The organism is Flammeovirga aprica JL-4, assembly GCF_012844305.1.
Lineage (GTDB): Bacteria > Bacteroidota > Bacteroidia > Cytophagales > Flammeovirgaceae > Flammeovirga > Flammeovirga aprica.
Genome location: NZ_JABANE010000137.1, coordinates 1 through 18,716, shown reverse-complemented (window position 1 = coordinate 18,716; position 18,716 = coordinate 1). Strand labels below are relative to the sequence as shown.

Annotated in this window: 13 protein-coding genes; 6 read left to right on the top strand and 7 right to left on the bottom strand. The window is 34.3% G+C overall.

Translation table 11 applies throughout. The features are described from left to right. The first annotated feature begins 289 nt into the window (after positions 1-289). Positions 290-4,327, top strand: coding sequence for a hybrid sensor histidine kinase/response regulator transcription factor (locus HHU12_RS29540; RefSeq protein ID WP_169660336.1), 4,038 nt, complete (start codon positions 290-292; stop codon positions 4,325-4,327). Positions 4,328-4,461: 134 nt separating this feature from the next. After that, complete coding sequence (locus HHU12_RS29535; protein WP_169660335.1) at positions 4,462-5,955, top strand: sulfatase family protein; 1,494 nt, start codon at positions 4,462-4,464, stop codon at positions 5,953-5,955. 76 nt (positions 5,956-6,031) lie between these two features. Here the strand turns inward: HHU12_RS29535 and HHU12_RS29530 are convergent, their stop codons facing one another. The 6 genes from HHU12_RS29530 to HHU12_RS29505 all read right to left on the bottom strand — a co-directional run bounded on the left by HHU12_RS29530 (position 6,032) and on the right by HHU12_RS29505 (position 12,223). Then, a complete protein-coding gene (locus HHU12_RS29530) occupies positions 6,032-6,433 on the bottom strand; it encodes a hypothetical protein (RefSeq protein WP_169660334.1) in 402 nt (133 codons plus the stop codon). 139 nt (positions 6,434-6,572) lie between these two features. Then, on the bottom strand, positions 6,573-8,069 hold the full coding sequence (locus HHU12_RS29525; RefSeq protein ID WP_169660333.1) for a SulP family inorganic anion transporter: 1,497 nt from the start codon (positions 8,067-8,069) through the stop codon (positions 6,573-6,575). A gap of 216 nt (positions 8,070-8,285) precedes the next feature. Continuing rightward, complete coding sequence (locus tag HHU12_RS29520; protein WP_169660332.1) at positions 8,286-10,025, bottom strand: ABC transporter ATP-binding protein; 1,740 nt, start codon at positions 10,023-10,025, stop codon at positions 8,286-8,288. A 269-nt stretch (positions 10,026-10,294) separates the two neighbouring features. Next, the gene (locus tag HHU12_RS29515; RefSeq protein WP_169660331.1) at positions 10,295-10,876 is read right to left on the bottom strand and encodes a DinB family protein; all 582 of its coding nucleotides are present in this window, start codon (positions 10,874-10,876) and stop codon (positions 10,295-10,297) included. A gap of 358 nt (positions 10,877-11,234) precedes the next feature. Beyond that, positions 11,235-11,822, bottom strand: coding sequence for an AP2/ERF family transcription factor (locus HHU12_RS29510; RefSeq protein WP_169660330.1), 588 nt, complete (start codon positions 11,820-11,822; stop codon positions 11,235-11,237). 29 nt (positions 11,823-11,851) lie between these two features. Next, entirely contained in the window at positions 11,852-12,223 is a 372-nt protein-coding gene (locus HHU12_RS29505) for a hypothetical protein (RefSeq protein ID WP_169660329.1), read from the bottom strand. 228 nt (positions 12,224-12,451) lie between these two features. Here HHU12_RS29505 and HHU12_RS29500 point away from each other — a divergent pair, with 228 nt between their 5' ends. The 4 genes from HHU12_RS29500 to HHU12_RS29485 all read left to right on the top strand — a co-directional run bounded on the left by HHU12_RS29500 (position 12,452) and on the right by HHU12_RS29485 (position 17,664). After that, on the top strand, positions 12,452-12,715 hold the full coding sequence (locus tag HHU12_RS29500; RefSeq protein WP_169660328.1) for a DUF2061 domain-containing protein: 264 nt from the start codon (positions 12,452-12,454) through the stop codon (positions 12,713-12,715). A 51-nt stretch (positions 12,716-12,766) separates the two neighbouring features. Then, positions 12,767-16,384, top strand: a complete 3,618-nt coding sequence (locus HHU12_RS29495) for a caspase family protein (protein ID WP_205960029.1) — start codon at positions 12,767-12,769, stop codon at positions 16,382-16,384. Between the two features lie 90 nt (positions 16,385-16,474). Beyond that, entirely contained in the window at positions 16,475-17,062 is a 588-nt protein-coding gene (locus tag HHU12_RS29490) for a Maf family nucleotide pyrophosphatase (protein ID WP_169660326.1), read from the top strand. Next, complete coding sequence (locus HHU12_RS29485) at positions 17,062-17,664, top strand: DUF445 domain-containing protein (RefSeq protein WP_169660325.1); 603 nt, start codon at positions 17,062-17,064, stop codon at positions 17,662-17,664. Before HHU12_RS29490 ends, HHU12_RS29485 begins: the two co-directional genes overlap by 1 nt. Positions 17,665-17,740: 76 nt before the next feature. Here the strand turns inward: HHU12_RS29485 and HHU12_RS29480 are convergent, their stop codons facing one another. Next, entirely contained in the window at positions 17,741-18,469 is a 729-nt protein-coding gene (locus tag HHU12_RS29480; RefSeq protein WP_240971174.1) for a DUF4184 family protein, read from the bottom strand. Positions 18,470-18,716 lie beyond the last annotated feature (247 nt).

The window sequence follows — 18,716 nt, the reverse complement described above, 5'->3', positions numbered from 1 at the left end:
GAAAAACATTACTATAAATGTGGTAATTTTAGTAACGGATGTAGCTAGATCAACCTAAAATAGCCATCACCGAATCCTTTAATGCAGACCGCCAGCAGACTCAAATCTTAGTCCTATTTCGCATTCATATTAGTACTCTTTTAAAACTAAAAAGTGGTTATAAAGAAGAGAAGAAATTAATCAAATAGAGGTGTCAGATATTAAATCAAAAGAGCTTAAATGAGCTGATACTTCTTTCTCTGGAATTATTGATTAGATTGAATCACTTTTCAATTCCATCGACACTAATATGAGATACTTTTTTAGTCTAATTATTATCCTTTTGCCCTTCCTCTCGCTAGGACAATATCATGGTTATTTTGAAAGAATCAGCAGTGACAATGGTCTAAGTCAGAATGATGTTTTGTGTATTATTCAAGACCAAAGAGGTTTTTTATGGTGTGGCACAAATGACGGTTTGAATAAATATGATGGGTATAAGTTTAAACATTATGGAATTAATCTGAATGATAGATTGAATTTGAGCAGTAACTTGATTTATAAAATAGCGGAGGACTCTCATGAAAATTTATGGATCGGGACCACGGGACAAGGGCTGAATTATTTTAATAAACAAAAGAACGTAATCATCCCAATTTCTACTAAGAGCAATAAGCATCAAGGGTATTTAAGTAATGATTATATTAAAGAGTTGATGGTAGATGGAGATACCTTGTGGGTAGGAACAAGAAAGGGAATGGACAAAGTAGTCTTCGATCATCAATCTGGAAAAGCAATTATTGAGAATGTTTTAACGCCTGAAGACGATCAAAACTTAGAAGTCAACAAAATAGTGGAAAATGATAAAGGCATTCTGTATATCGGTACCACTAAAGGGCTGTTTTTAATTGAAAATAATAAATTAACGCAACCTTTAATCCATGAATCACTTTCTGTTTATGATATACTTATCAAAGACGATAAGGTGATTTTAGCAACCCTAAACGGCCTTTATTTATATCATCATCAGAAGTTAACAAAATTAAATTATCAAAGTTATACAGTATTGTTAGATAATGACAATGATACATTCTGGGCTGGTACAAATCAAGGTTTACAGCTTATTCGTTTGACAGATGATAAGGTAGATTTTTTGAAAGTTTTCACTCATGACGTTAACAATAAACATAGTTTGAGTGCCAATGCTATTCGTTCTCTTTGCAAGGATCACACAGGAACGTTGTGGGTTGGAACACATGGAGGCGGATTGAATAAATACAATACTCGAAGAGAGCAGTTTCATCATATTCACCAATCAAGAAATGAAAATAGCTTATCTGATAACACTGTAAAATCATTTGCTTTCAGTCATGATAATCAATTATGGATTGGTACACGAAAGGGGATTAATACAATTGATATTGATGATTTTCGGAAAGGGAAAGATAATTATAAACAATTGCATTCTATAAATCTTGCTGTTTGTATCAAAGAAATAGAAATTGACGGTACTCGTAAAATGTTGGTAGGCACAGCCAATGGAGGAGGTCCTTATTGGGTGGATGATCAAGAAATTGGATTTAATGTGGAAGACTTCAAATATTACAAAGGAGCTATTTTTTGTGCTGATCAAGATGAAAATGGTATAATATGGTTGGGGTCGTATTTTGATGGGCTTTTGAGATTTGATCCCAAAACAAAACAGCTCATTAAATTCAATCTTAAATCCTCGCCAGATTTTCCTTCTAATACAGTAAGAAGTCTGTTAATTGATCATCAAAAAAACAAATGGGTCGGAACAGATAAAGGACTCGTGAAAATAAAAAAAGAAGAAAAGGACTTACATAAACCTTCATTTTTTACTTACAAGTACCATACAGAAGATGATCAATCAATCAGTCACGATTATATAATAACACTTTTTGAAGATAGTGAAAACCAAATATGGGCAGGGACTTTTGGAGGTGGTTTGAATAAGCTCAATGCTGATGGTACTTTTCAAAGAATTACAACAAAAGAAGGCTTGCCCAATAATACTGTAAAAGGTATACTTCAAGATCAAGAAAAGAATATCTGGGTTTCCACCAATATGGGTTTATGTAAAATAAATTCCTCACAAAACCTATTTGCGGTTTATGATGTGAATGATGGCCTTCAAGCCAATGAGTTCCAAGAGCAAGCTTGTTTGCAACTTCAAGACGGTCAGATGCTTTTTGGTGGAATTAATGGATTGAATAGCTTTTATCCTGAAAATATTATTTCTAATAAAACCCCACCGAAGGTAAGAATTACAGCATTTCACCTTTGGAATAAAGAAGTTCTTGCTGGAGAAGAAATAGAAGGGAGGGTATTATTAAAAAGAGATATCAATACGCCTCAGAAGATCCAACTTAGATATAATGAAAATAGTGTTTCATTTGAATTTTCAGCCTTGCATTTTCTTTCCCCTTCTAACAATAAGTATCAATATCGACTATTAGGCTATCAAAATGAATGGCAAAATGAGCCTGCAAATCGGCGTTTTGTAAGCTTTACAAACCTGCCTTCAGGAAATTATACATTTGAAGTAAGAGGAGCGAATAATGATGGTTTTTGGTCTGATGAAACAGCTAAAATTCATTTTGAAATTGCTCCCATTTTTTGGAAAACAACTTGGGCTTATCTGATTTATTGTACGATCCTTATCGGTATAGTTTATATTATTTTTAATGTAATTAAGACAAGAAGGGAGAATAATAACAGACTATTTATGGCCAATCTTGAGAAAGAAAAAGAAGAAGAGATACATAACATGAAACTTCAGTTTTTTACAAATATTTCTCATGAATTTAGAACACCGCTTACCTTGATTAGCGGTCCATTGGATTACCTTGATAATAATGAATTGAGCCTTACCAACGAGCAAAGACGTAATCAATATGCATTAATGAGGAACAATAGTAATTTGTTATTGAGGTTGGTCAATCAAGTTTTAGATTTTAGAAAGATTGAAGGTGAAAAGTATGAATTAGAATTTGAGAAAAAAGACATCATCACTTTTATTGAAAATAGTGCCAGTACTTTCTATCCATTGGCACAAAAAAAACAGATAGACTTTGAGATAAAGCTACCAGCATATTCAATTGCATTTCTATTCTCTTCTGATGCTATGGAAAAAATCATTTATAACCTTCTTTCGAATGCCTTCAAATTCAATAAGATCGGAGGGAAGGTCACTTTGTTGGTCAATGTCGAGGGTGATTTTTGTAATATCATTGTCCAAGATACAGGAGATGGAATTCCATCAGAAAATAAGAGCAGATTATTTGAGCGGTTTTTTAATTCAAAAGACAAAGTATCAGATAGTGATCACAGTTCTGGAATAGGACTTTCATTGGCTAAAAGTTTAGTGGAGCTACATCATGGAAGTATTGAATTAGACAATTCTTATCATCAAGGGGCAAGGTTTATTGTTAGAATACCAATGTTGGAGTCTTATTATAAAGAGGATAAAATCATTGAGCATACATCAAAAACTAATCAAAAAGAGATTGTTCAAATAAAAGAGATAATTCCATCAGCCCAAAATAAAGACAAGGATAAACCTTCTGTTTTAATAGTTGAAGATAGTGAGGATATGCGTTTTTTCTTAAAGGAAGGAATCGTAAATCAATATCAGGTGTTTGAAGCTGGAAATGGAAAAGAAGCACTAGAAGTTTTGAAAGATAATAGGCCGAATTTAATTATCAGTGATATCATGATGCCTATTATGGACGGTTTAGAATTCGCACAAGTACTACGATCAAATAAAGAATACGATCATATCCCGTTTATATTCCTCACAGCTAAAACAGCAGAGGAGAGTCAAGTATCAGGATTAAAAATGGGTGCAGATGATTATATCTGTAAGCCATTTAATATGAACGTGCTCCTTCAAAAAATCAATAATATCATTACTTATAGAGCTAGATTGGTAAAGGCTTTTCATTCACCAAAGGCCATTCAACCCAAGGAAATTGAAATGATATCATCTGACAAAGCATTTCTAGATGAAGTGAAGATTATTTTAGATGAAAACCTGATGGATTCTGAATTTAATGTCGATGCATTAGTTGAGAAAATAGGAATCAGCAGAACAGGGCTTTATCATAAATTTAAAGACCTGACAGGACTTTCAGCAGGTGATTACATTAGAAGATATAGGTTGATGTGTGCTCATCAGTACTTGGAAAAGACGGATTGGAGTATAAAGGAAGTGATGTACCGTTCTGGCTTTAATACTAATTCCTATTTTGCAAAATGCTTTAAGAAACAATACGGAGTGTTGCCAAGTGAATTCAGAGAGCAGTTTGAAAATAGCAATCCTTAAATTGCTGAAAATAAGGAAATGACAAATGTTCAAAATAAGAGAACATATGTTTTACCCCCTAAATACTGATTGATTTTAACCTTCACTTTTCTTTTCAGGTAAGGATATTTGACCATTACTTAAAACGAAGAGAAATGAAGACATACAAACAAAAAATATTAAGCTTACTGTTTTTTTTAACCGTATTCAATCACCACTTCAACGCACAGCATCAAAAGGATGAAAGACCAAACATTATTGTCATTTTAGCTGATGATTTAGGTTATGGAGATGTAGGTTTTACAGGTTGTGAAGACATTAAAACCCCACAGTTAGATGCGCTTGCTGAAAATGGAGTAGTCTGTACAAACGCTTATGTCACCCATCCATATTGTGGACCTTCAAGAGCAGGAATATTAACCGGTAGGCATCAAGCCAGATTTGGAATGGAAGTCAATCCTACTAATTCCCCTTTTGATTTGCATATGGGATTACCTCTGGAAGAACAAACTTTTGGAGAAAGGTTGAAGACTGTTGGATATCGAACAGCAATCATAGGGAAGTGGCATATGGGTGGAGCTCCGCCATATCATCCCAACAACAGAGGATTTGATCATTTCTATGGTTTTCTTTCTGGAGGTCATAGTTATTTTCCTTCAGGAGTCAATGCGATCTCTCCATTAGTCAACAAAAATGGAAACCCAAATTACTGTGCAAATGAAGGAGATTATAAACCATTGTGGAGAAATAATGGAGCCGGAGAGTTTAATGAATATCTAACTAAGGCATTAAGTAGAGATGCGGCTGAGTTTGTAAAATCCTCTAATAAACCTTTCCTTCTTTATTTGGCTTATAATGCTCCACATCAACCATTAGAAGCACCTAAAAAAACGATTGAGAAGTACAATCATATTGAGAATAAATACCGTAGAACTTATGCCGCTATGATTGATGAAATGGATCAAGGAATTGGTATGCTTATCCAAGCTTTAAAGGAGGCGGGGAAATATGAAAACACCATCATTTTTTTCTTGTCTGACAATGGAGGAGATCGTGCAATCAAACCTTGGCAACCTGTACATTACACCAGCAATTATCCTTTTAAAAATGGGAAGGGATCTTTCTTTGAAGGAGGAGTACATGTGCCGTTTTTGATACATTGGCCTAAAGGAATTGAGAAGCCTCAGCAGTTTGAAGGCCTTGTTTCTTCATTAGATATTGCGTCTACTGCTTATGCGTTGGCAGGTGTTGATACTGCAAATGCAAAGTTGGATGGAGTAGATTTGATTCCTTTTATGCAACAAGATAAAAAAGGGTCGCCACATGAGGCTATCTTCTGGAGAGAGTATGAAGGTAAAACGTTTGCTGTTAGAACTCTTGATTCAAAATATTTATTGAATAAAATCAATGGTGAACCTCAGCTTTTTGACATGAAAAAAGATCCATACGAGGATAATAATATAGTATCTAAAAATGCCAAAAAAAGGAAACAAATAGCGGCATTATGGAACGTTTGGAATGCGGATAATAAGTCTGTGATTTGGTTACAGTCTTCAGATTATCAAAAACGCAGATTACAGCTTTATGATCAGCTTCATCAGGAAATGCTCGAGAAGGCTTCTAAAAGAAAACCTGTATTGATTGAATAGTAATAACTTGAATAGGCTGTTTTTAATAATTCATTTCTAAAACCTCATCACCGCTTGGTCATGAGGTTTTATATTCTTACTCAGAAACAAGAATCTTGTATGTTTCATTATCCTCATCAGCAGATGAGAATACGAATGTATACTCACCTGCTTCAGTAGGTGTGAATGTATACTCCAGTGAATTTTTAGTTGCATCTTGAGTACAAATACATCCTTTGTAAATTACCTCAAGAGAAAGTGTAACGGTTTTGTCGACAACTTCTTGATCAAGTGTACTGAATTTACCACATCCATTTCTTAGAGAATATTCTAACGTCATTTCAATGGGTTCATTGACTTTACCATTAGAAGGAATTGTAACGACATCAATAGAGCTCATTTCAGTAGATGTGCATTCATCATCTAATGTGTTTTCATCATTAGAAGTGCATGAAATTAAGAAGATTGTAAAGATAAATAATTGTAATACTTTTAACATTGTCTGCTTATTTTTAGTTAGGAGGTTAGATACCTCTAATATATAAAAAACTCCTTACATTACTGCAAGGAGTTCAAAATCTATATTTCAAATCGTTGACTTTATCACAATTATGTTACTAAAATCGTGAAGAAATCCATTATTTAGCTAATATCAATTCAGCCTGAATATTTTTATGTTCTGCTTCTCCTTTCATAAAGTCTTCGATGATTTCCTTCACATCAGCATGAAGCTTTTTACTTTTACTAGCATCAATGATAACTTGAGAGTTTTCAGGTACTTCATCTAAAGCTTTTTTCACTTGAGCTTTATTCAAGAAACTCACTTGATTTGAAAGTTCAATATGAATAGGCCCATCGTGATTTTCTTGCATATCTTCTTGTTTTACAGCAACAACGTCTTTCATTGTTTCCCAAACCACTTCTATTACTGAAACAATAAGACCTAATGCAATACCTTCTAAAAGATCGGTGAATACAACGCCTAATGTTGTGACAATAAAAGGTAAGAACTGTTGGACCCCTTTGTTGTACATCAACACAAAGTTTTGAGGTCTAGCTAATTTATAACCTACAGTAAGTAGGATGGCAGCTAAACAAGCAAGAGGGATTAAATCCAATAGTACAGGGATTGTCAATACACAAATGAATAACAATACGCCATGGAAAATAGCAGACAACTTACTCTGACCACCTGATTGAACATTAACAGAACTACGTACAATTACCTGAGTGATAGGAAGACCGCCAATCAAACCAGAAATGATGTTACCCGTACCTTGAGCAATCAACTCACGGTTAGTAGGAGTATGTCTTTTCTGAGGGTCCATTTTATCTGCAGCTTCTACTGAAAGAAGTGTTTCTAAACTTGCAACAATCGCCATTGTGAAGGCAATCGTGTATACATGTGGGTTGTTCCAAACACTGAAATCAGGGAATCTGAAAGTTCCCAAGAACTCGTCCATATTATGAATAACTGGAAGAGCAACTAATTGTGAATCAAGAATACCAAAAGTATCGTGTCCTTCAGTAGCTACATAAAAAAGAATACCGAATAATACCGTTGCTAACGGTCCTGGTATAATTTTAAGCACTTTATTGTTCTGAATAAATGGCTTTTCCCAGCTAATCAAAATTAATAATGACACAGCAGTAACAACGACAGCACCGATAGTGATGTTTGATAAGCTTAAAGTGAGCTCATGTTCAGGACCAACATACCCAATAGCATTAGGTAGTTGCTGGAATAAGATATTGATACCAATACCTGTAAGCATCCCCTTAATAACTGCATTAGGGAAGTAATATCCGATTACACCGGCTTTAAATACACCCAATAGGATCTGTATAACACCCGCTAATACTACTGTACAAAGAAAAGCTTCAAAAGAACCTAAATCTTGTATAGAATGAAAAACAATGACTGCAAGACCCGCTGCAGGTCCACTTACACCCACTGCTGATCCACTAAATGAAGCAACGACAATTCCTCCAATTATACCAGCAATGACACCAGAAAGCAATGGAGCACCTGAGGCTAATGCAATTCCTAAGCAGAGGGGTAAGGCTACTAGGAACACAACTATACTAGCAGGAAAATCCTTCTTATAGTTGTTGAATAAATTTGATTTGTTCATCTTAAAAGTTATAGACAGTTTATCTGAATGAATTAAATAGTATCTGACTTTAGTACAATATTAAACAAACTGCCTCAGGTAGAACAATGCTAACAATCACCATTTTTTGTTTTGCATTAAACGATTTTATAAGTTATGTGATATTCAGAAAAATGGAATAACAAAGTACAGATGTGTTATGTTAATGAAAATGTATAAGATGTTATTTTGCATAATTTAAATTCTTGCTTGATATTTATACAATTTATAATATCTCCCCTTTTTCTCAAGAAGTACATCATGCGTTCCAGTTTCTATGATTTCTCCTTTATCCATCACTAATATTTGGTCGGCCTGCTGAATTGTACTCAATCGGTGAGCAATTACTATAGTTGTTCTTCCTTTCATCAATTTCGAGAGTGATTCCTGAATTAAAGCTTCACTCTCGGTGTCCAAACTTGAAGTTGCTTCATCTAGAATAATGATTTGAGGATCGGCAATAATTGCTCTTGCAATAGCAATTCTTTGTCGCTGACCACCAGATAGTTTTACTCCACGTTCACCGATGATAGTATGAATACCTTCGTCAAATCGATTTGTAAACTCATCAACGTAAGCATTTTTGATCGCATTTTCTAATTCAATATCTGTAGCTGTAGGATTGGAGAATAATATATTTTCTTTGATACTTCCTTCGAATAAAAAATCATCTTGAAGCACAACCCCCAAGTGTTGACGGAAAGAAGAAAGGTGTACTGTTCTCAAGTCTTGATGATCGAGGTAAATTTGCCCTTTGGAAGGGTTTAAGAAGGAAGCAGCTAAACTGGCAATTGTGGTTTTGCCGGAGCCAGAAGAACCTACTAAAGCGGTGATACTTCCTGCTTTTGCCTCGAAACTTATATTGTGTAAAACTTCTTTGTCTTCTTCATATTCAAAAGAAACATTTTCGAATTTTATATCTCCCTTGATATTTTGAGGTACAATTTCTGTTCTTAACGGATCGTCTTGCTCACCTGCTTGATTCATGATTTCTTCCGTTCTATCTAATCCCGCAAATGCTTCTGTAAGCTGACTTCCAATATTACTCATCTGTACAATAGGTGCCACCATAAAGCCAAGGTATAAAGTAAAAGACAAAAAGTCGCCCACAGTCAATTCTCCCTGCATAATTTTATAACCGCCAATACCCATAATCCCAGTAGAGGCTAGTCCTAATAGAAATGCACTCGAACTCGTCATGATAGCCGTAGCCGTCATACTTTTCTTGATGTTATTGAATAACTTTTGTACTCCATCTTCAAATATTCTATTCTCTTCCTGTTCAGCATTAAAGCCTTTTATCACTCTCACACCATTTAAAGATTCAGTAAGCCTACCTGTAACTTCAGCTTTAATCTGTCCTCTTTTTCTAAAAATAGGACGAATAGATTTAAACGCCTTCATGGAGACAATACCAAAGATGGAAACAGGAACAAGCACAAATAGTGTCATGGATAAACTGATCTTCACGAGCAAGATCGTAGAAATAACAGCCGTAATCGTACCGCCAATTAATTGAACCAAACCTGTGCCAACTAAATTTCTAACTCCTTCCACATCGCTCATAATTCTAGATACCAATTCGCCCGATTTCGTATTATCAAAAAAGGAAACAGGAAGGGAAATTATATGTTTTTGAACTTTAGCTCTTAATTCAGAAATTAAACGCTGTGCCTCTATACTTAGGACCTTTGTAAGCATAAAACTACTTAAAGCTTGCATAAAGATAGAGGAGATCACTACTGCAACTAACAACTTGAGTTGTTCATAATCTTCATTCACAATCACATCATCCATTAAGTATTTGCTTGCTCCGGGTAAAACTAATCCGCTTAACCTGTTGATAATGATAAGTATCAGACCGATTAAAAGGTATTTTCTTCTAGGCCATATAATTTCTTTAAAAACTTTCTGAAGTGAGATTCTTTGTTTTGCCATATTGAATGCAGTTATATTTTTTTTCTAATACTACATTAAAAATTGGACAAAAAAAAGATCTATACATTTTAAGTGTATAGACCTGATAGTGATTAATTTACAGTTAGTACTTGGGTGTCAATGTTCTTAATGGGTTAATAAATTTTGCTTATTTTAAAAGTACCAAAAAAAATCTTCTAACACCCTGTAACGAAAGTAGAATCTTTAAAAGGTTCAGCGTTTTCTTATTATCCTACTATTCAGTATTTTTCTTTGTATAATAACACAAATCACTCATTATTAACTGGGTTGATATTTTCCTTGTAATGCAATATTTTTTTGATTTGAAGCAAGTGTCTGCTTTCATGATTGATGATAAAATGCAAGGCATCTCCAAGTTGTAAGGTGATAAAAGTTGAAATTGTTATGGGACATCTTTTCTTCTTGAGGTCCTTACTTTTAGCTAGATCCACAATTTCAATGAGAGCATTAATTTGTTGAATCCTTGTGTTAATGATGTCTTTTTCTAGAGGTAATCCGATAGGGTTTTTGTCTTTTGGTGAAGGCATTTTATTCTTCACTTTTTCTGCTTTTGGTTTCATACTATTGGCAAAATAATTCCCAAGCCAGCCACTAGTGTATGTTTCACTGCTCTTGTCTTTTGCCGTTTTTAGTAAACGTTGGAAGTGTGGGATATAAAACTCACCATATAAATTTAAATGATAGACGCATTCCAGTATGTTCCAAGCTTTATCATGCTTTTTCCACTGAAGTTTTTCTAAAGGTAGCTTTTCGAGTTCTTGAGTTTGAGATAATTCTTCTTGTAAGTTCTGATGAAGAGAGAGAAGAAATTGTTCCTGATTAATTTTCATGCTTAAAATTTTTGTTTAAGCAAATATGCATAGGTCTTATTCTTAAAATCTTGATTGAGATCAATATTTAGCCGTATTTATTTTATCAAGAAATAATATGTGAGTGAAATTAGTAGTTGAAGCTTAAGAATTTTGAATTATCATTGTACAACTGCCTAAGTGTAGATATAAAAAAGAACCACTCTTTTTTAGATGGTAGGACAAAAATTATTTAGTGAAATGAAGTTTACACGTCAGCATTTGTTCTAGTACTATTATAAGAGTAGTTCTTTTTTTCTAAGAACTTGATAAAGCAAAAAATAAATCGCAGTCAGCACTTAAAATCAGCGATAAATTAGTATTTAAAAGATAGTAAAGTTTAATCAAGACTTTCATCAGCACTCTCAGGAGCATCAGGAGTAATTTCCTCTATGTCCTTAATTTTGTTGAGGTTTCTAGTTTTACCAAACAATTCTATAGACTTTTTATTGTAAGCTAGAGCGGCTTCTTGAGGTGTTTTATAAGTACCCAATGAAATAGGTTTTCTATCCTTATAAATCACAGCCCTATAACTGTACTTGTCTTTCACCACACCTATATAACCTGTTTTGTTATGCTTAGAAGGAGTGTTTCTTTTAATAATAGACCGATTTGAATAAGTAAGATTCTTGATACGACAATCCAGCTTATTACCATTGATTATTCTAATCAGAGTGTAATCTCCTTTCGAACCTTCATCTAAATATTTTTCAGCTATAAGTTTGTGAAGATAAATGGTTTCAGTTTTGTATTTACCATCACTCTGTTTCCATGACTTTTGGAATACTGCTCTACCTGAAGAATGTTCTCTAAGGTTATAGATAAAGTCTAGGCTTTTGTAGTAAGGATTGTCTCTTAAGTATTCATAAACATGATCATCAACGATCACCTGATTTGGAGAGTTTTTTAGTTGTAACTTGACAAGCATGATAGATGAGTAGAGATATTAAAAAATAATTAAATTGTCACTGTTGAAGAACTCTTTTTTGCTGCCTTTTTGTTTTTCTCTTTAGCGGCTTCATGTCTTTCTTTTGCCTCGTGCCAGTACTTGTTTGTAATCTCAATCACTTCTTCCTTTTTCTTTTGAGTAATATCTTGATAAAGCCCTAACTTTCGCCTGCCGACTCTGTTTTTAACAGTGTTTGAAGCGCGTAGACATCCGAGTTCTTTTAATTTTTCAGCTATTTTAGAGAAAATAAATCCCATTCTCTGCTCATCATTTTCCCGCATCAGTTGATTACGGTAGTTCATCAAGTTACCCAAGATCAAGCTATAGTCCTTTGTTCCTACTTCTCGCTGTTCACCAGGGTAGTTTTTCCTTTTTCTCATTAGTTTGTTAAGTATATTAGTATCAACGCTAATTGGTAGCTATATTCAATTATTTGTTAATTAAATCAAATGCAACGAATTATACAATTTTATCTAGGTTTATTTTATAAAAACATAATTTTAGGTAAAATTCAGTCTCTTTTTTTGATTTATGTAAACTTATTTCTATAATTGCCTACTAATCCACTAGAGTAAGTATAATACTTAACAAAATAAACTAATAACTTAATGCTTGTAGATAAAGTTTTAGAAAGAAAAATCGAGGAAAGCGATTCGGCTGTGAGGGATAAAAGTAATAAACAGCCGAAATGGGTGAGCGTTGCGAAATCAGTGTCATGGCGAGCTGTGGGTACTGTTGATACTATGGTAATCTCTTATTTTGTTACAGGCGAAATAACTATGGCTGTCTCAATTGGTTCATTTGAAGTGTTTTCGAAAATGGTCTTGTATTATTTTCACGAAAGAGCATGGGAAAAATTCACTAAAAAATAACTTGACATTAGTTTGATGGTTATATTTACATTGTAAATTAAACAATGTAATATGTACTTCATTGAAAATCATATAGTAAAAAGAAGGCTGATAATTTTGTTTGGCCTTCTTTTTTGCTTTCAACACTTTTTATTTTCTCAATCCTCTAACATAACGCTAACGTTTTCTCAGGGACACCTTGGGGAAGTTACTTCACTGGATATCAGTAAGGATGCATCTTTGGTAATCTCTGCCGGCAAGGATAAAAAAATCAAAGTATGGGATATAGAACAGGAACGTCTACTGAGGACTATTAATGCCCATGAAATTGAAATTACTGATATAGCTCTTTCTTACGATAAACGATACATCGTTTCTTCTGGTACAGACCATAAAGTAAAAGTTTGGGAAACCAAAACGGGTCGACTTTTGTCTGAGCTCAATCAATTAAGCGAGGCTCCAATTGAAGTGAAATTCCATAAAGAATTAGTGGTTTTTATTGATTATCAAGGTAATGTTTTTCATTGGAATTGGCAGTCTGAAGGGCACGAATTAGATGGGTGGACGAGTGATATGACAGGAGGTATTTCTTGTTTTATTACAAGACCAAAGTCTAGTTCATGGGTAGCATTCGGAAAGTATAATGGTGAAGTTGAAATATGGAATACAATACAAAAGAAGCTGAAAGCATCCCAAAAACTTCATGATGATTGGGTGGCTGACTTGATTTATCTGCATGATAGAAAAATTATTGTTTCTGGTGGTTATGATGGAAATTTAAGAGTGTGGAATCAACAAACAAACGCTGTTTCCAAGCCTATTCGTTTACCGGATAACAAAGCTGTAAGATCGATAACTTACTCTCATTCTGTAGATAGATTGATTGTTACTTCACATGGAAATCATGCTTATTATTATCAGATAAAAGACGGAGAATTAGCTTTGGTATCAAAGTTTGAAGACCGAGAGATCATTACTAATGCCTTCAATAGGAAAGGAGAACTAGCTGTGATAGCTTATAATAATGGAGAAATAGCACTATGGGAAATAAAGGGCTCCAAATTAAAAGCAGCATGGAAACCTATTTTGGATAAAGCAATGGGCTTTTCTGCATCATTGACTTCAGGTGCCATTGCAGTATCTTCAGAAAGTGGTAATGTTAGACTTTGGGAGTCAGGAAGTAGAGGTGATTTGAAAAAATGGAAAGCACACCATCAAACCATGTCATCAATTTTTTTCAATTGGAGAGGAGAGCTGATCACTACTTCCATAGATAGCACCATAAAAATATGGGATCATAAGAATAATTATAAATTACATGCTAGTAAGAAGTTTGATTACCCGATTACTATTGCACAGTTACACCCAGTTGATTCTTTGGCCTTATTAGTAAATAATGGAGGTGATTTAATTGTACAAAATCTCCGTCAGCTTGATAAAACGTTTAAGGTCTTCAGTTCTTTTAATGCAATCAACGCATTGACTATTTCTTTCGATGGTACCAAAGTGGCATTATGTCTTAGTGATCGTACAGTTGTCATTTTGGATATTCAGGATAATTTCAAACTTCTGAAAAAAATAAGAGTGAATGATTGGATGCTTAATTCATTGGCATTCAGTCTTGATGGTCAGTCATTAGTAATAGGTGGTAAGAATAAACTTCTTCTTTATAGTTTGGCAGAAAGTGAAATCATGCAAGAAATAAAAGTGGAACACCCTGTTAAAGATGTTGCATTCACTTTCGATGGAAAGAATATTCTTGTAGCAGAGGATGGAGGAGACTTAAGGTTATATTCTGTTGATCTAAAAAATGAAATATTCAATTACCCACAGAGTAATGGTGATATAATTGAGCTTTTTGACTTTCCTGGCAAACAAGTTTTTGTGACCCTTTCCAATGATTTTGCAGTTGGAATATGGGATTTGGAGTCGCCTTATAAATATGGAGCAGTGTTATCAGATGGAGATGTTGGCTGGGTTGTAGAGCACTATTCAGGCTTATTTGATGCTTCAGAAGCGAACATGAATAACCTTTATTATGTAGTAGATAACGAGACGATAGACCTTGGTCAATTACAAGGGATGTATTGGGAGCCCGGTTTGGGAACAAAATTATTCAATGGTCAGCCGCTCAGAGAAGTTCCACTTTTAAATACAGTTTCATTATACCCAGAGGCCAATCTTTATACTAAAAATGATAAGCTTCATATTGAAGTTTTCGATAGAGGCGGAGGTATTGGGAAAGTGTCAGTTTTGGTGAATAATAAAGAAGTGCTGGATGATGTTTCACAATATAAATTAGGTATTGATGTCAATCACTTGAATTTGAATATTCTGAAACAAAAACAGCAAACCATTAAGTATGTTGTCCCAATGGATACTTTGAGTTATTTATTTCAAAGTGGGGAAGCTTTAAATAATATCACTGTAAAAGTAGAAAATCAGCAAGGTACATTGTCGGGAAGAGGCTTGACTATCAAACATAAATCTAAAAATACTCAGAAAGAAATTCCATCTTTTTATGGAATTGTAATTGGAGTATCTGATTACCGAGGAAATACACTTGATCTAAAATATGCTGCAAGTGATGCTGAGAAAATAGCTTCTTCTATTCAAGAATCGGCTGAGGAGTTATTTGGAGAGCATAGAGTGAAAGTCGACTTATTTTCCACAAATGCTGAAGATCCACTTTATCAGCCATCGAAACAGAATATAAAAAGAAGTTTTGATAGTCTTCAAAACGTAGCGAACCCATCAGATGTGCTTTTTGTTTTTCTGGCGGGCCATGGTATGGCAGTTCAGGAACAAAACGGCGATGAGGATTTCTATTATTTGACAAAAGATATGATGACTGCAGATCTCAAAGATACTTCTATTAGAGATAGCTACACTATTGCAGGCAAGGAATGGCTGGACTGGATGAAAAAAATCCCTATCACTCGTCAGGTGTTTATTATGGATGCTTGTAATGCCGGTAAATTTGCTGAAACGATCATCGCAATGCGAAATGTGGATGATGAGTCGGTAAGATTAAGAGCTTTGGAAAGGGTGAGGTCAAGATCAGGCATGTATTTGTTAGCAGGTTCTGCCGCTGATAAAGTAAGTTATGAATCGACAATGTATGGACAGGGGCTTTTGACCTACGCATTATTGGATTATGTGAAGAGAGGCAATTTAAGGAAAGGAGAATTTCTGGATGTGCAGATGATGTTTGGCAATGCCGTAGATGAAGTGCCTAGGCTTGCTGAAAGGTTTGGAGCCTCACAACAGCCAGAGATGAGAGTGCCGGAAGGTGGAGATAGTTTTGATATAGGTAGAGTGACGGATGATTTAAAAAATAACATTAATATTTCTACTGCTTTGGCTAGAGTGACATCTTCAGATTTTGAGGAGGACAGCACTTGGATGGATCATGAAGGTCTCTCAAAAGCGATAGATGAAAAGCTGTTGAGGTTATCTGAGGGATTGAATAGCGGCTATAATTATTTTACTTTTTCTCCATTTTCAAAAGGGGCCGATGTATATCAGGTGAAAGGAAGGTATACAGTCGAAAATGATTCATTATCTCTAACCATGAAAATTGTAGAGGGTACAAGTGAAAAGTATCACAAAAAATACCAATCTAGCGACAAGCAATCTTTAATTGAAGAGTGTATTAATGATATTATCGCTTTTTTTAAAGATCTCTAGTAATAACATTGTCGAACTTATTTTCAGTCTGATGACTAATTTATTATTTTTGAGGTTTGAAAAACTGAACAACAAAGAGATTTATACCTGATGATAGATTTAAAAGGTAAAAAAATAATTTTGGCATCTAAGAGTCCACGAAGAGCATCGTTGCTGACAGATATGGATATTCCATTTGAAGTGAAGGTGAGAGAAGTGGATGAATCATATCCTGCATCTCTTCCTCCAAACGAGGTAGCAGAGTATATAGCTAATCAAAAGGCGAAAGCTTTTGATGATTTAGAAAAGGATGAAATTGCAATTTTCTCGGATACTGTTGTAGTGAATCAGAATGATGTTTTGGGTAAGCCTAAAGATTTTGAAGAGGCTAAAGCAATGCTTCAAGGTCTTTCGGGGAAGTCTCATACGGTTTATTCTGCCGTTTGTATAAAAACAAGCTCCAAGGTGATTTCTTTTACCGATCAGACATTAGTTACTTTTATGCCAATGTCTGATGAGGTGTTAGAATACTATATCAATGAGAAAAAGCCTTTTGACAAGGCTGGAGCCTATGGTATACAGGAGTGGATAGGGATGACGATGATTGAGAAAATTGAAGGTTCTTATTTTACAGTAATGGGGTTGCCAACGGCTATTCTGTATCAAAAATTAATTCAAATACTTAAAGAAGATAATTAATGAATTCTTATTTAATGTGGCTCTTCCCAGTAATTTCTGCTGGAATTGGTTGGATTACCAATTATGTAGCCATCAAAATGCTTTTTCACCCAAGAAAACCTATTAAAATCCTCTTTATGACTTTGCACGGTGTTTTCCCAAGAAGGAAGAAAACATTGGCAAGAAGGTTGGGGATTATTGTTGAAAAGGATCTTTTTACTCCTGATATGATCTTAGACAAGCTGAAGACAGAAGAAAACAAAGAAAAACTGTTTAAAGCAATCATGGTCAGAGTAAATGAGTTCGTTGATGAAAAAGCAGTGCAGTTTGGACCTATGTTGCAAATGTTTGGTGGGGACGCGATCATTCAGCAAATAAGAACAGGTATGGAAAATTCTGTCAAGGAAATGGTACCGAAACTGTTAGATGATATTGGACAAAATATTTCAAGTATCAGCATTGAGCAAGTAGTCTATGAAAAAGTAATGGACTTTTCTGATGCTAAGTTTGAAGATTTATTAATGTCAGTGATCAAACAGGAACTTACTTTCATAGAAATTATGGGAGCAGTTCTTGGTTTTTTCATTGGTCTGATTCAAGTAGGAATACTAATGCTAGCATAAATTTTTATTCCTCATTTGTAATTTTCAGTAAAGGATTGGGTAGTTGTTACTCAATCCTTTTTACTTTTTTGAATTATTATTTTCTTATCATTTTCAAGAAGTAACGCCACCTGAAGCAAGTAAATATGAGTGCATAAAAAAAAGCACCCCCAATAGTAATTCCCCAGTCCCAAAGGATAAGTGGTTTGGGTAAAATCAAATTCCTGATGAAGACAATAACAGTCAAAACAATAATTAATTCGACCCAAAAAGCAGGAAACCACTCTGTAAATTTCACTTTTTTCAAACTGTTGTTAAAGTCAAAGGCTGTAAGCCCAAGCCACACACATTGGGCTGTGCCAAATAAAGAGATGCTTACCCAAATAATATTATGAATATTCATTTTATAAGAAGGAGTGAGATAGACGTCATCCATCAAATAGGGTAAATCCTTCACAAAAAAACCTTTTTCACCTGTGATTGCATCTAAAAAGAAATGAGTGATGATGCCTATCAAGATGGAAATGAAAACCTGAAAAAAAGTATACTTTGTGCGAGGTTGTTGTTTTTTAAAACGGATGGGAGTGACTCTTCTCAATACAGGTTTGAAAAGTCTTTTATTGATATAATAAACTAGAATTCCAACAGGTAAATTGAAAACAAAAATTCCTATAAATGTGTGACCTAATTTGACACTTTGTTGAAGTTGAAGATAATGTTCAAAATCAGGAATAACACTTCCTATAATTAAAGCCGAGACCGACAAGTAATGTGAATACCTGAATAAGGGGAGGACAGCACTTGGATGAGCAAAAGTGATAGGCATAGGTGTTTAAGCAAGTTTTTATGTTTAATATAAAAGTTTGAATACATATAACATACCGTTCGCTCTATTATCTACTTATATTGATGTAAGTAAATAAAATTAATTCTATTTTTTGAAATCTCCCGAAATGAAAAAAGGGTTAAGCCATAGCCTAACCCCCTTATTTATATCTAAATTGTGAAGTCCTGAAATAACGATACACTAAAACAATCGTTATTATGGAAAATAATAAAAGTCAATACGTTAA